At 68.8% G+C, this 13,501-nt stretch carries 16 protein-coding genes; 6 read left to right on the top strand and 10 right to left on the bottom strand.

The window, feature by feature from the left end; genetic code table 11:
* Nucleotides 1-172 precede the first annotated feature (172 nt).
* Genes Ari01nite_RS43355 through Ari01nite_RS43350 form a run of 3 tightly spaced genes read left to right on the top strand, consistent with a single transcriptional unit; the run spans nucleotide 173 to nucleotide 2,236 of the window.
* Nucleotides 173-868, top strand: coding sequence for a response regulator (locus Ari01nite_RS43355; RefSeq protein ID WP_203789806.1), 696 nt, complete (start codon nucleotides 173-175; stop codon nucleotides 866-868).
* Nucleotides 865-1,476 carry a hypothetical protein gene (locus tag Ari01nite_RS50485; RefSeq protein ID WP_239163510.1) on the top strand — a complete coding sequence of 204 codons (612 nt, stop codon included), beginning with the start codon at nucleotides 865-867 and terminating at the stop codon, nucleotides 1,474-1,476. Before Ari01nite_RS43355 ends, Ari01nite_RS50485 begins: the two co-directional genes overlap by 4 nt.
* Entirely contained in the window at nucleotides 1,373-2,236 is an 864-nt protein-coding gene (locus Ari01nite_RS43350) for a sensor histidine kinase (RefSeq protein WP_239163518.1), read from the top strand. The genes Ari01nite_RS50485 and Ari01nite_RS43350 overlap by 104 nt, the downstream gene beginning before the upstream one ends.
* Before the next feature lie 9 nt (nucleotides 2,237-2,245).
* Here Ari01nite_RS43350 and Ari01nite_RS43345 read toward each other — a convergent pair whose 3' ends face one another.
* Genes Ari01nite_RS43345 through Ari01nite_RS43325 form a run of 5 tightly spaced genes read right to left on the bottom strand, consistent with a single transcriptional unit; the run spans nucleotide 2,246 to nucleotide 7,757 of the window.
* Complete coding sequence (locus Ari01nite_RS43345; protein WP_203789802.1) at nucleotides 2,246-3,256, bottom strand: ABC transporter ATP-binding protein; 1,011 nt, start codon at nucleotides 3,254-3,256, stop codon at nucleotides 2,246-2,248.
* Complete coding sequence (locus Ari01nite_RS43340; protein ID WP_203789800.1) at nucleotides 3,243-4,268, bottom strand: ABC transporter ATP-binding protein; 1,026 nt, start codon at nucleotides 4,266-4,268, stop codon at nucleotides 3,243-3,245. Before Ari01nite_RS43340 ends, Ari01nite_RS43345 begins: the two co-directional genes overlap by 14 nt.
* 7 nt (nucleotides 4,269-4,275) lie before the next feature.
* Complete coding sequence (locus tag Ari01nite_RS43335; protein WP_203789798.1) at nucleotides 4,276-5,205, bottom strand: ABC transporter permease; 930 nt, start codon at nucleotides 5,203-5,205, stop codon at nucleotides 4,276-4,278.
* Nucleotides 5,198-6,121 carry an ABC transporter permease gene (locus Ari01nite_RS43330; RefSeq protein ID WP_203789796.1) on the bottom strand — a complete coding sequence of 308 codons (924 nt, stop codon included), beginning with the start codon at nucleotides 6,119-6,121 and terminating at the stop codon, nucleotides 5,198-5,200. The genes Ari01nite_RS43335 and Ari01nite_RS43330 overlap by 8 nt, the downstream gene beginning before the upstream one ends.
* Nucleotides 6,122-6,149: 28 nt before the next feature.
* Complete coding sequence (locus Ari01nite_RS43325; protein WP_203789794.1) at nucleotides 6,150-7,757, bottom strand: peptide ABC transporter substrate-binding protein; 1,608 nt, start codon at nucleotides 7,755-7,757, stop codon at nucleotides 6,150-6,152.
* A 263-nt stretch (nucleotides 7,758-8,020) separates the two neighbouring features.
* Here Ari01nite_RS43325 and Ari01nite_RS43320 point away from each other — a divergent pair, with 263 nt between their 5' ends.
* From Ari01nite_RS43320 to Ari01nite_RS43310, 3 genes are read left to right on the top strand one after another with little or no spacing between them, the layout of a single operon-like run.
* Nucleotides 8,021-8,182 (top strand): hypothetical protein, encoded by a 162-nt coding sequence (locus Ari01nite_RS43320; RefSeq protein ID WP_203789792.1) that lies wholly within the window; start codon nucleotides 8,021-8,023, stop codon nucleotides 8,180-8,182.
* Nucleotides 8,172-8,585 (top strand): SPW repeat domain-containing protein, encoded by a 414-nt coding sequence (locus Ari01nite_RS43315; protein WP_203789790.1) that lies wholly within the window; start codon nucleotides 8,172-8,174, stop codon nucleotides 8,583-8,585. The genes Ari01nite_RS43320 and Ari01nite_RS43315 overlap by 11 nt, the downstream gene beginning before the upstream one ends.
* Before the next feature lies 1 nt (nucleotide 8,586).
* Entirely contained in the window at nucleotides 8,587-9,108 is a 522-nt protein-coding gene (locus Ari01nite_RS43310; RefSeq protein ID WP_239163509.1) for a DUF6328 family protein, read from the top strand.
* Nucleotides 9,109-9,146: 38 nt separating this feature from the next.
* Here Ari01nite_RS43310 and Ari01nite_RS43305 read toward each other — a convergent pair whose 3' ends face one another.
* From Ari01nite_RS43305 to Ari01nite_RS43285, 5 genes are all read right to left on the bottom strand, one after another.
* On the bottom strand, nucleotides 9,147-9,485 hold the full coding sequence (locus Ari01nite_RS43305) for a hypothetical protein (RefSeq protein ID WP_203789788.1): 339 nt from the start codon (nucleotides 9,483-9,485) through the stop codon (nucleotides 9,147-9,149).
* Nucleotides 9,486-9,561: 76 nt separating this feature from the next.
* Entirely contained in the window at nucleotides 9,562-10,617 is a 1,056-nt protein-coding gene (locus Ari01nite_RS43300) for a YihY/virulence factor BrkB family protein (RefSeq protein WP_498371181.1), read from the bottom strand.
* Nucleotides 10,614-11,378 carry a potassium channel family protein gene (locus Ari01nite_RS43295; protein ID WP_239163507.1) on the bottom strand — a complete coding sequence of 255 codons (765 nt, stop codon included), beginning with the start codon at nucleotides 11,376-11,378 and terminating at the stop codon, nucleotides 10,614-10,616. Before Ari01nite_RS43295 ends, Ari01nite_RS43300 begins: the two co-directional genes overlap by 4 nt.
* 35 nt (nucleotides 11,379-11,413) lie before the next feature.
* Nucleotides 11,414-12,481, bottom strand: a complete 1,068-nt coding sequence (locus Ari01nite_RS43290; RefSeq protein WP_203789784.1) for an ABC transporter permease — start codon at nucleotides 12,479-12,481, stop codon at nucleotides 11,414-11,416.
* On the bottom strand, nucleotides 12,478-13,380 hold the full coding sequence (locus Ari01nite_RS43285; RefSeq protein WP_203789782.1) for an ABC transporter ATP-binding protein: 903 nt from the start codon (nucleotides 13,378-13,380) through the stop codon (nucleotides 12,478-12,480). Before Ari01nite_RS43285 ends, Ari01nite_RS43290 begins: the two co-directional genes overlap by 4 nt.
* Nucleotides 13,381-13,501 lie beyond the last annotated feature (121 nt).

Below are 13,501 nucleotides of genomic sequence, written 5' to 3'. Positions count from 1 at the left end.
GCCGACCTCCGTCGATGAGTCGTGATCGTTGCCGCCGATCGATGTCGATCCCCGTGAGCTTGCACGGCAAACGCCGCGGAGCAGATGTCATGACATCGACATCGGTCTGCCGGCACGCCGCGACATCCATTGACAACTCTCGGTGAGAACGCTGGGTGAGAGGAGACGGACGATGCACGGCGAGTGCGATCGGCGGGTGCTTCTGGTCGAGGACGACCCGGCAGTGCAACGGGTGCTCGCTATCGCATTGAGTGAGGAAGGTTTTCGGCTCAGCGTCGCGGGGGAGGGGCGGCAGGCCCTTGAGCTGTTGCCCCGCGAGCCGGTGGCGGTCATGCTGCTCGACCTGATGCTGCCCGATCTCGACGGTCTCGAGGTTTGCCGCCGGGTACGAACCCTCAGCGAGGTGCCGATCATCGTTCTTACGGCCCGCGCGGACAGCCATGACATGGTCGCCGGTCTCGAGTCGGGCGCGGACGACTACATAGTCAAGCCGTTCGTAGCCAAGGTGCTGGCCGCCCGGATCCGGGCTCTGCTGCGGCGTTGCGAGGCCGTGCGGCGGACGCATCCGGCGGTGGTGTCGGTCGGACCGATGGAGATAATGCCGGCCGAGGCGGTTGTCCGTTGCGACGGCTCACCGGTGTCGCTGACCCGCACGGAGTTCCGGCTGATCGTCGCGCTGGCCGAACGGCCGGGCGAGGTGGTGGGCCGTGACGAGTTGCTCCGTGAGGTCTGGGGCTATGAATTCCTCGGTGACGGCAGGCTCGTCGACGTGCACATCCGTCGCCTGCGGGCCAAGGTGGAGCGCGACCCGTCGCACCCCCGGCATCTGGTTACGGTCCGGGGGCTCGGGTACAAGCTGCAGCCATGACCGGGCACGGTGCCCGGAGTCTGCACGCCCGGGTCGGGGTGATGTTCGCGGTCGGTGGTCTGCTGCTGGCCGTCGTTCTTGGCATCAGCACCGCGGTACTGGTTTATCCGGTCATGATGGACCAACGGGCCCGCACCACCGAGCGCCAGGTGGAGATCAACTCCCGGATCGTCGGGCAGGTGCTGCGGGACGCGCCGTCCGGGGTCGCTGACACGCTCCGCAGCCTAGACCGGCCTATTCCCTCGTATTCCCTGGTGGCAACGGACGGACGCTGGTACGCCAGCCGGGTCACCGCGGACGCCGCCGACCTGCCGGCGGACCTGCGGGCGGCCGCGCTCGACGGGCAGCGGGCCACCCGCCGGGTCCAGCTGGCGGCAGGCCCGTCACTGGTCGCGGTGCGTCCACTGGCCGGCGGGGCCGCCGGGTACGTGGAGGTCTTCCCCCCTGCGCGACATCGCCGACACCATGCAGGTCGTGGTGCTGGTGCTGCTCCTCGCGGGCACAGTGACAACCGCGGTCGGGGTGGTCCTCGGGCGCTGGGCGGCGCGTTCGGCGCTGCGGCCGGTGGCGGCGTTGACCGGCGCCGCGGCTGCGGTCGCCGGCGGTGATCTGAGCGTGCGGATGGCCCCCGGTCACGGCAGCGAACTGGGCACCATTGCCGACGCCTTCAACCGGACGGTGGCCGACCTGCGTCGTCGCGTCGAGGCCGACACCCGCTTCGCCGCCAATGTGAGTCACGAACTGCGCACGCCGCTTACCACGATCGTCAACGCGGCCGAGTTGCTCCATGCCCGGCGGGACGCGCTGACACCGCTCGACCGGGAGATCCTCGACCTGCTCGTCGAGGAGGTGCGCCGGTTCCGTACCACCGTCATCGATCTGCTGGAGGTGTCCACCGGGGATGGTACGACGCTTCGCGCCGAGCCGATCGCTGTCGCTGACCTGGCTCGGGTCGCCGACCGGGTCGCCGGCCGGCCGGTGTCGGTAGTGCCGGCCGGGGCCGGGGTGGTCACCGGAGATCGGCGGCGTCTCGAACGGGTCGTGGCGAACCTCGTCGACAATGCCGAGCGCCATGGCGGCGGGGTGCGGCGGGTGAGCGTCGAGCATCGGCCCGGTACCGTACGACTTCTCATCGACGACGCCGGCCCGGGTATCCCGGCCGAGCGCCGCGAGGAGATCTTCGAGCGGTTCTGCCGCCTCGCGCCGCACCGCTCCGCCGGCAGCGGGCTGGGCTTGGCGCTGGTCGCCGAGGAGGTACGCCGGCACGACGGACGGGTCTGGGTGGAGGACGGGCCGTGCGGTGGCGCCCGCTTCGTCGTGGAACTGGCCGCAGGCGCTGCCGCCGTGCCCGCGTTGTCGCCGTGGTGAGGTCGGGCGTCAACCGGCATCGGCCACCATCTGTTCCGCGGAGAAATGGCAGGCGTCAGCGTGCGGCCGGGCCCGGCGTTTCAGGGCGGGGTCCTCGTCGGTGCACCGCTGTTGCGATTTCCAGCATCGGGTGCGGAAGCGGCAGCCGGACGGCGGGTTTGCCGGACTGGGCACGTCACCGGTCAAGACGATGCGTTGCGGCCGCCGGCGGTCCGGGTCCGGGTCGGGAGCCGCCGACAACAGGGCCTGGGTGTACGGGTGCGTAGGGTGGTCGTACACCTCCTGCTCCGATCCGGTCTCCACCACCCGGCCGAGGTACATGACCGCCACCCGGTCGCAGATGTGCCGCACCACCGACAAATCGTGGGCGATGAAGACGTACGACAGCCCGAAGTCTTTTTGCAGCTTGGCCAGCAGATTGATCACCTGGGCCTGAACCGACACGTCGAGGGCGCTGACCGGTTCGTCGCAGACGATGACCTGCGGGCGCAGGGCCAGCGCCCGGGCGATCGAGATCCGCTGGCGCTGGCCGCCGGAGAACTGGTGCGGGTACCGGTTGAGGTGATCCGGATCGAGTCCGACCACCTCCAGCAGTTCCTGCACCTGCGGGCGGACGTCGCGCCGGGGCAGCACGTCGCGGTGGATCCGGAACGGTTCGGCTACCAGGTCGCCGACCGTCCGCCGCGGGTCCAGCGACGAATACGGATCCTGGAAGATCAGCTGAACCCGGCGGCGGAACTGCCGCACGCCGGCCCGCGACAGCCCGGCCAGCCGCTCACCGTCGAAGGTGATGTCGCCGGCGGTCGGCGTCTCGAGCCGGGTCAGCAGGCGCGCCATCGTCGACTTGCCGCAGCCCGATTCGCCGACCACGCCGAGTGTCCGGCCACGACCCAGATCGAGGTCGACGCCGTCGACCGCGCGTACCTCGCCATAGCGGGTCCGGAACACCACCCCCCGCATCAGCGGATAGTGCTTGACCAGGCCCCGCGCGGACAGAATCGGCGACTCACCCACGGTCATCGAGCACCTCCTGGTAGAAATGGCAGGCGCTGCCCCGGTCGGGGCCGACGCGATACAGCGGCGGTTCCTCGGCTCGGCACACCGGTCGCCGGTAGCCACACCGGGGGTGGAACGCACAGCCGGGGGGGATCCGGGCCAGATTCGGCGGGGCACCGCCGATCGGCTCCAGCGGCCCGCCCTGGGATGAGACACGGGGCACCGAGGCGAGCAGGCCCTCGGTGTACGGATGCGCGGGCTGCCGGAACAGACGTGCCGCTGGCGCCGTCTCCACGATGCGGCCGGCGTACATGACGGCGATCCGGTCGGCGACCTCCGCCACGACTCCGAGGTCGTGCGTGATCAGCACCAGTGCCATTTGTTGCTCGGCCTGCAGATCGGCCAGCAGCTCGAGGATCTGGGCCTGGACGGTGACGTCGAGGGCGGTGGTGGGTTCGTCGGCGATGAGCACCGCCGGGTCCAGGGCCAGCGCCATCGCGATCATCACGCGCTGCCGCATGCCACCGGAGAACTCGTGGGGGTAGTCCGACAACCGGTCCGCCGCCGCCGGGATGTGCACCCGGTCGAGCAACTCGACGGCACGCCGGCGGGCCTCGGAGCGGGTGCTACCGCGGTGGATCCGCAGCATCTCGGCGATCTGCCAGCCGACCGTGAACGTCGGGTTGAGCGCGGTCAGTGCATCCTGGAACACCATGGCGATCCGTTGGCCACGCAGCCGCCTACGGCGTTGCTCCGGCATGGCGAGCACATCTTCACCGGCGAATTTGACGGCGCCGCGGGTCACGTAGGCGGGTGGTGTGTCGAGGATGCCCATTACCGCCTGGGCGCTCACGCTCTTGCCGGACCCGGACTCGCCGAGCAGCGCGAACGTCTCGCCGGCGTGAACCTCCCAGGAGACCCCGTTGACGGCGTTGACGACGCCGTCGCGGGTGCGGAACTCCACGTGCAGGTCTTCCACCGCCAGCAGCGGGCCGGCCGGCGCCTGCGGCGGCCGGAGTTCGAAGTCGAGATCCATGTCCGCCTCATCGCAGTTTCGGGTCGAGAGCGTCGCGCAGGGCGTCGCCCATGAGGATGAAGCTGAGTACCGTCAGGCTCAGGAACAGCCCCGGCCACAACAGCAGGTGTGGCGCCTGCCCGATGCGGTACTGCGCATCGGAGATCATCAGGCCCCAGGAGATGGCCGGCAGCTGCAGGCCGACACCGAGGAAGGAGAGGGTCGCCTCGGCGGCGATGATGATGCCGACATAGATCGTCGCGTACACCAGCACGGGTGCGATCGCGTTGGGCAGCACATGGGTGGCGAGGATCCGGGCGTCGGAGGCACCGAGAACCCGGGCGGCGCTGATGTGGTCGGCGTTGAGAACCGACAGCACCGACGAACGCATCAGCCGGGTCATCGTGGTCCAGCCCAGGGCCACCAGCACCAGCCCGACCTCCAGGATGCCGCGGCTGTCGACGGTGGCCAGCAGCACGATCGCGCCGAGGATGAAGGGCAGTCCGAAGACGACGTCGGTGAATCGCGAGATGATCGTGTCGACCGGACCCCGGTAGTAGCCGGCCAGTGAGCCGAGCAGCACCGCCACGACGACCGTGCCGATCATCACCAGGATGCCGATCGCGATCGAGGCACGCGCGCCATAGACGACCCGCGCGTAGTAGTCGCAGCCGAGCAGGTCGAATCCGAACGGATGCGACCACGACGGCGGAGTCAACGACCGGGACAGCTGGCAGGCGCGCGGATCGGTGCGGGTGAACAGGCCGGGGAAAGCCGCCATGGTCACGAAGATCAGGACGACGAAGCCGGCGATCAGGAAGACCGGATCACGGCGTAGTTCCCGCCAGGCGTCGGCCCACAGTCCGCCTCGTCGCTCGGGCATCTCCGCGCCGGGCGGTGCCGGGAGTTCCTGTTCCACCGTGGCGGCCGCGGGGCGGCGGGTCGGGTGCTCACTCATAGCGGATCCTCGGATCGAGTAGGCCGTAGAGCAGGTCCACGGCGAGGTTGGCGAGGACGAAAACCAGGACCAGCGCGGTCACGATGCCGACCACCACCGGACCTTCCTGGGCGCGCACGCTGAGGAAGACCTGTTGTCCCACGCCCGGCAGGTTGAAGATGCCCTCGGTGACGATGGCACCGCCCATCAGGGCGCCCAGGTCGACGCCCAGGAAGGTGACCACCGGGATGAGTGAGTTGCGCAGGGCGTGGATGCCGACCACCCGGCTGCGCCGGGCGCCCTTCGCCGTTGCGGTCCGGACGTAGTCGGCCCGCAGGTTCTCCACCAGCGAGGTGCGGGTCAGCCGGGCGACGTACGCCAGTGACAGCGCGCCGAGCACGAAACCCGGCAGTAGGTAGCTGCGCCAGCCCTCGGCCAGCCCGGCGATCGGGAACCAGCCCAGCCGCACGCCGAGCACCAGCTGCAGGGTGAATCCCAGGACGAAGGTCGGGATACTCACGATCGCGGTCGTGGTGATCAGCACCAGGCTGTCGAGAAACGATTTTCGCCGGATAGCGGCCAGCACGCCGCCCGCTATCCCGAGGAGCACTTCGAAGGCCAGGGCCACCAGCGCCAGTTTGATCGTGACCGGGAACCGCTCCGCCATGATCTCGGCGACCGCCCGGCCGTTGAAGTCCTGCCCGAAGTCACCCTGCAGCAGGCCCCACATGTACTTGCCATATTGCACCAGCAGCGGATCGTCGAGGTGGTATCGGTCCCGCAGTTCCAGGTAGGTGCCCTCGGCCATGGGGCGGTCGCCGGCCAGGGCCCGGATCGGGTCGCCGGGAATCGCGAACACCATGGCGAAAACCAGGAACGTGGTACCGATCAGCACCGGGACGGTCAGCAGTAGCCGGCGCAGGGTGTAGCGCAGCATCGGGCAGCCCTTTCCGGTCGTGCGGGGTCTACTGGTTGACGGTGACCTGGGCGAGCCGGATCCGGGAGAAGGCGTCGATCGCCACGTTGCCGACGGTGGCCGAGTGCGCGCCCTGCACCTTGCCGAACCACATCGGGACGTTCGGCATATCGGCCAGGATCAGGTCCTCAGCCTGCTGGTAGAGCCGAATGCCGGCGTCCACCGACTCGGCCGCGTTGCCCTGGTTGAGCAGCGCATCGACCCGCGAATTGGAGTAACCGAAGTTGTTGCTCGAACCGGTGGTCGAGTAGATCGGCTGCAGGTAGTTCTGCGGGCTCGGGTAGTCCATCACCCAGCCCAGACGGAACGGCCCGGTGACATCCTCGGCGTCGAGCAGGCTCAGGTACTCGGCGAACTCGAGCGACCGGAAGGAGATGGAGGTGATGCCGAGGTTGGTGCGCAGCTGGTTGGAGACGGCCTCCATCCACTTCTCGTGCCCGGACCCGCTGTTGAACCAGAGGGTGAGCGTGCCGGTGAAACCGCCGGCCTCGTCCAGCATCCGCCGTGCCGCCGCCGGGTCGAACCGGCAGGAGTCACCGCACGGGTTCTCCCGGGCACCGGCCACCACCGGTGACACCAGCGACCGGGCCGGGGTGTAGGCGCCGTTGAAGATCGCGTCGATGATCGCCTGCCGGTCGATCGCCATCGAGATCGCCTTGCGCAGCCGCACGTCGTCGAAGCGGTCGTCATACAGCGGGAACCCGATGTAGGTGAACGACGAACTGGGCCGCTCGATGTACCGCTCGCCGAACTGGTTGCGCGCACCGACCAGCCGCTCGGGCGGCAGGGCGTCCATGATGTCGAGGTTCCCGGCGAGCAGGTCGTTGTAACCGGTGTTGACGTTGCTGTAGATGCGGAAGGTGATCGCATCGGCCTGGGCCGGCTCGCCGGCGTACTCGGCGTACTTCTGCACCTGGATCTGCTGGTTGTGCTGCCAGCTGCCGTCCATCCGGAACGGGCCGTTGCCGATCGGGCGTTCCTCGAAGGCGGCCGGGTCACCGGTGTAGGCCTCGGGGAGAGGATAGAACGCGGTGTAGCCCAGCGTCACCGGGAATTGGCTGAACGGCTGCTTCAACGTGACCCGCAAGGTCAGCGGGTCAACCACCTCGAGGCCGCTCATCTGCGTCGCCGGTGGCTTGGTGCCGGCCGGTGCGTCCGCGGGCACCTGTAGCTCGTCGTAGCCCTCGATGTTCTCGAAGAAGTACGCGTTGCCGTAGGCATTCGGCCCGTAGGCACCGGCGTTCCACGCACGGGCGTACGCCGCCGCATCCACCGGTTCACCGTTGTGGAACGTCCAGCCGTCCTTGAGCCGGATCGTCCAGACCCGCTGGTCCGGCGACTCGACCGACGCCGCGGTACCCGCGCCGATCTGCACGTCGTTCGTCTGCGGGTCGTAGTCGACCAGCGGCGTGAACAACGCGCCCAGCACCTCCGCACCGCAAGTCTCGTTGGTGTTCTGCGGCACCAGGTGCTCCGGTTCGCAGACGTAGACCGAGAACGCCCCGCCTACGTTTTCCTCGGTGGGGTCGCCGCCGCCACACCCGGCCAACACCAGGGAGCTCACGGCGAGCCCGGCTATGAGTCGCGATTTGCGCATGTCAGCCTCCGCTCCGATGCGTGCGCCGCCGCGGCCGGCGACGGCGTCACAGCACTGTGAACCCGCTCCTTGGGTGGTCATGCGCGGCGAGCGTGGTCGTCGACGAACCGACGGCGAACGGCCGGTATTTCGCAACAAGCGACGTCCATCAGTCAGGTGCGGCTGTCACGGAGGTGTCATCCGGCCGCCGGGAGCCCGCCATGCCGGCCGGGGATCGTTGGTGCTGGATCCCTGGTGACCCGTGTGACCGGGAGGAGGAGACGATGAGTAACTTCCTGGCTGTGCTTGCCGCGGCGGGCAGCATCATGCTCGCTCTCGGCATTCTGTACTCCACGGTCTGGCTGATGATCTCCGGCGCGGCGGTGTTGGCCCTCGCGGTCGTCCTGGCGGTCCTGATCGCGCCGAGGGCCCGTCGTGACCGGTGAGCTGCGCTGTCCACCGGGCAGCGTTCCCCGGTCCGCGTTGTCCGGAATCGTTTATCGACCCAGTGTTCTCGTCGCTGCGGCCGGCCTGTGGCTGACCGCAGCGGGATTCGTGCTGGACGGCGGAGTCGCCTCGAGCTGGAGCAAGATCATCTCCGGTGTGGTGATGACGACATTCGCGGCTGTCCGGACCGCCCGACCGGCCACAACCACGCCGCTGAGCCTGATCAACGTCGGGATTGGCGCGTGGTTGATCACGAGCCCGTTCGTTCTCGGATATCACACCGCTGCGGGACCGGCCTGGCACGACGTGACACTCGGCACCGTCGTCATGATGCTCGCCGGGGTGAGCTGGCTGTCCACGGGCAAGCCACCGCCGGCCGACGTTGCCGGGCGACGGGGCTGACATGGCCGACGAGACCGAGAAGCAACGGTGGGAACGCAACTTCACGGATCTCCTGCAGGAACTACGGGTCTCGCAGATCGGGGTGCAGGTCCTATTCGCGTTCCTGTTGATGTTGCCATTCGCCGCGAACTTCGAACGGGTGACCGAGGTGCAACGTGGCATCTACCTGGTGGCGCTGCTGGCCGCGGCGTTCGCCAGTGGTGCGATCATCGCGCCGGTGGCGTTCCATCGGTTCCTGTTCCGCCGTGGACGTAAGCCGGAACTGGTGCGTTTCGCGCATCGCCTGGCCATAGCCGGTCTGGCCTGCCTGCTGATCTCGATGGTGGCTTCGGTCCTTCTGGTTGCCGACGTGCTGATGAGCCGCTGGACGGCGGTGACGCTGAGCGCGGTGGTCGCGGTTTGGTTCCTGGCCTGGTGGACGATCCTGCCATTCGTCCGGCGGAACTCCGGCGCAACCGTGCCCCGGGAAGCGGAGTCGGCGGCGGAAGCGGCGGCGAGGGTGAACGCCGACATCGACCGCTGAGGATGCGTCGGGTCAACGTGCGGCCGAGGGTCAGGCGGTCATTGCTGGACGATCAGTTCGTCCCTGCCGACCCGGAGCAGGACGGTCAGGTCATCGACTTCGGAGATCTGATCCGCCGCCACATAGCTGTCCACGCCGTGTAGCCCGGTCCCGAACACCTTCAGAAAGCCGCCCGACATCAGCCGCTCGGCCGGTCCGCAGGTAACGGCGGATGCCTCTGCGCCGAACGCCTGCACGGCCCAGCCGTGGGTCGCCGGGCGGTCGCCGGTGGCGACGTGGGTTACCCGGCCGACAATCTCCCCTTCCACGTCCAGGACACGCATCCCGGCGCGGACCTTCGTGATCGGGCGGCCGGGCCCGCCGGTCCGGTCATTCATCGATCTCCCCTTCTGTGCTGCGCGACTGTCGGGCAGACCCCGGACCTACCCGCGTCCCGCCGCCCGAAACCGGAGTTCACCGAGGCCCGTCCCGCCGCGGACGGTCGCCCTGACCGGCGCGTCGACGCTCGATGGCGGCATCGCGGCGCCCCTTCTCGGTGGACCTGTCCGGCCACATGTCGTCGATGGCCGCGTTGAGCTCGGCACCGAGCAGCACGGCAACCGCGGTGACGAAGAAAAAGACCAGGATCGCGATGGGCGCGCCGACCGGTCCGGAATCGCTGCGCAGGCCGGACTCGAGGTAGATTCGCAGGACCAGGCTCCCGGAGATCCACAGCAACAGCGCCAGCACGGCACCGGGCAGGTCTCTGCGCCACCTGGTACGCACCGGCACCGCAACGTGGTACAGCGACGTGAGGGCGGCCAGCGACAGCAGCGACACCGTTGGCCAGTAGCCCGCCTCGACCAGCCATGCCAGGTCGGGTCCGGGCGCCCGGGCAAGCAGGCCGGCCAGGATGCCGGGGCCGAGCACCAGCGTCGGCAGCAGGACCGCGCCGGCGACCAGTGCCGCCAGGTAGAGGCCCAGGCTGAGCAGGCGGGTACGCCAGAAGCTGCGCAGGCCGTCAAGGTCATAGGCCAGCGTGATCGCCGAGACGTAGTTGCTCATCGCCGCCGATCCGCTCCACAGCGCGAGCAGCAAGCTGATCGATAGCACGCCGGAGTCGCCCTCGCGGAGGGTGGTCACGATCAGCGGCCGGACCGCCTCGTCAATGGTGCGTTCCGTGAAGATCCGGCTGGCCCAGTCCAGCAGGGTGGTCGCCACCCGGTCCGAGAAGTCGGCACCGACGACGGCGCCGACCTGTCCGACGAGTGCAAGCAGGGCAAGCAGCAGGGGTGGCAGGGACAGCATGGTCCAGAAGCTGGCTTCCGCAGCCAGCCCGTGCACCCGGTCGCGTAACGACTGCCGAGCCGTCCGGGCCGCCAGCGAGCCGGCCCGGCGGGTCCGGCGGCCGAAGCAGCCGGAGAGCCGCTCGAGTGCCGACTTCCACGCCTCAGTACGAATCCTCGATGCGTGCCGGCTACCCCCGGACCGTTGCGCACAAACCCGCCGGCCAAGTGCCCGACAGCTCACGGCGGCGCATCACCGTGCCCGTCTGGGCCGCGCCCGGATCGTAACGCGGCGACCTCGGACCGCAGGCGTGAGATCTCGTCCAGGATCGACGCGATGTCCTCCTTGGTCGCCTCCGACGGACGCTCGGAAGTGGAGATCCGCTCAACGATCCACGTCGCCAGCGAACCCGTCACGAAACCGATCAACCCGATTCCGCCGATCATGAGCCCGAGCGCGACCAGGCGCCCCGGCAGGGTGGTCGGATAGAAGTCTCCGTATCCGACCGTGGTGATGGTGACGATTGCCCACCACAACGCCTGCGGATAGTCACGAATGTTGCCGTCCGGGCTGGTGCGCTCGGCATCGAGGATCGCGAGCGCGCCCACCAGGACCAGAAGCACAGTCGTGCCCCCGACGTAAAGCGCCAGCCGGCCCCGGCTCCACGTCTCAGTCCTGCGGTTGAGCACCAAGAGCGCGGTGACCAGACGCAGCATCCGCAACGGGCGCAGCAACGGTAACAACAGAACGACGAGGTCGAAGATGTGCGAGCGGACAAATGCCCAGCGCGCCGTGCTGAGCCAGAACCGCCACAGGTAGTCACCGACAAAAACCACCCAAATGGTCACGTTCGTGATCTCACACGCGCGGCGCCAGCCGTCATCGACGGCTGGCCACAGAATCGGCACGGCGTAAACGATGATGAACACAACCGCGAGGGCCGTCAGAACGCCCGCGGTGCGACGTTCCCAGCGCCCCAGCCGATCACCCGAATCCCTACTCATGATCGATAGCATGCCGCACGGCGCTGCGCGCTGGGTCACGTGTCATCCCAGCGGAAGAGGCGAACCGAGAGCGCGGTGACGACGATCGTGAACGCGAGCAGGATCCCCAAAGCGGGCAGCACGGCCGCCGGGCCTTCTCCGCGGACCATGACCGCCTGCATGGCGTCCACGAGATGTTTGAGCGGAAACGCGTTGCTTACCGCGCGGATCCAGCCGGGTGCCAGGTCGAGCGGGAAGAAGGCTCCGGACAGGAACGCCATCGGCAGCACGATGAGGTTGGCGATCGCGCTGGCCGCCTCGGGCGTCTTCGCGGCCGCGCCGGCGAGCAGGCCGATGGCGAGGAACGCCAGCGTGCCCGCGACAACCAGAGGAACGGCCATCCACCAGTAGTCCGACAGTTGGAGCCCGAAGTACGGCAGGAGTGCGACGCCGACGAAAATGGCGGTCTGCACCAGGGCCACACCGATGCTCACCCCTACCCGGGCGCCTACCACAGCGGACAGCGAGATCGGCGCCAATTGCAGTCGGCGCAGGATCTTCTTCTGCCGCCAGGACACCAGGGTCAGTGCGGCCCCGAAGGTGGCGCCGGCCGCGATGGCCCAGCCGAGCAGGCCGGGAGTCAGGTATTGGATCGGCTCGAGCGACTCGTCCTCGACCGGTTCGGCGATGAGCGCGTATCGGGGCGTCGTCACCCCGGCGGAGGCCAGGTTGGCCTGCTGGATGAAGGCCTGCATGACGCCCTGCACGGTGCCGGACTCCACCCGGTCGGCGGCGGAGTAGTGCACGATGAGGTCGGTGCCGCGCTGCTCGACCGCCGCGGCGGCGTCGTCTTCGCGCACCTGGCGCAGCGCCGCGGCCCGGCCATCGGCGCGTTGGAGGTCGATCGTTTCGCCGAGCGCCGCCCGGGCGCCGGGGGACAGTTGGTCGAAGACGGGAACGGTCCCGATCTGCAACACGGTGAAGCGGTCGGTGCCCTGTTCACGGAAGAGACCGCCGAACAGCAACAGGAACATCAGCGGGAACAGCACGATGAAGAAGACGCTGGTGCGGTCACGCACGAAGCCCAGCGCCATGGCCCTGGAGAGGGAGCGGAAGCCGGTCATTCGCGGTACTCCCGTCCGGTCAGCTCGAGAAAGACGTCCTCCAGCGTGGCGGCGCGCACGGACAGCCCGTGCAGCGCGTCGCGCCCGGCAAGGGCGGCGAGTACCGGTCCCGGCGCCCGGGTGGAAATGCTGACGGTGACGCCGTCGTCGGTGACCTCCGCGCTGCCGGCGAATCGGCGCACCTCATCGAGCGGCACAACGCCGCTCTCGATCGAGATCCGGGTCGGCGTGTCCAGACCGCGGACGAGGGCGGCCGGGGCGCCGGCGCCGAGAATCCGGCCTTGATCCATGACGGCGACGCGGTCGCAGAGGGCCTCCGCCTCGTCCATGTAGTGGGTGGTGAGCACGACCGTCCGGCCCTGCCGGTTGATCTCCCGTAGCACATCCCAGAGGTTGCGTCGCGCCTGCGGGTCGAGGCCCGATGTGGGCTCGTCCAGGAACACCAGGTCGGGGCCGTGGGCGAGAGCGCACGCTATGGAGAGACGCTGTTGCTGGCCGCCGGACAGCCGTTCGTTCGGCTGCCCGGCGGCATCCTCCAGCCCGACGACGGCGAGCCAGTGGTCGGCCTGCGTGGCGGGCACGCCGTACAGCGAGGCGAACGTGCGGATCTGTTCGCGGGCGGTCAGACGTTCGAAGAACGAGCTGGCCTGTAGTTGGACCCCGATCCGGGGCAGCAGCGCGGGATTGCGGGGCCACGGCCGTTCGCCGAGCACGGTCACCGTGCCGGAGTCCGGCTCGCGTAGTCCCTCCACGACCTCCAGCGCGGTCGTCTTGCCGGCGCCGTTAGGTCCCAGGATTCCGAAGAACTCGCCGTCGGCGACCTCGAATGACACCCCGTCGACGGCGCGTACCTTGCCATAGTGCTTGTGCAGATCCGCAACCTCGATGGTGTTCGTCATCGGGACTCTCCCTCTCGAGGGCCTCCCGCCAACCTCGGCCGGACGTATGACGGCGAATCGGCAGAGGCACCACGGTTGCGTGACACTTTTGCGCTCACGTGCATCGGCGGCCGCATCGGTC

It is taken from the genome of Paractinoplanes rishiriensis (assembly GCF_016862375.1).
Classification (GTDB): Bacteria; Actinomycetota; Actinomycetes; order Mycobacteriales; family Micromonosporaceae; genus Actinoplanes; species Actinoplanes rishiriensis.
This window is presented reverse-complemented; position numbering and strand designations above follow the sequence as displayed.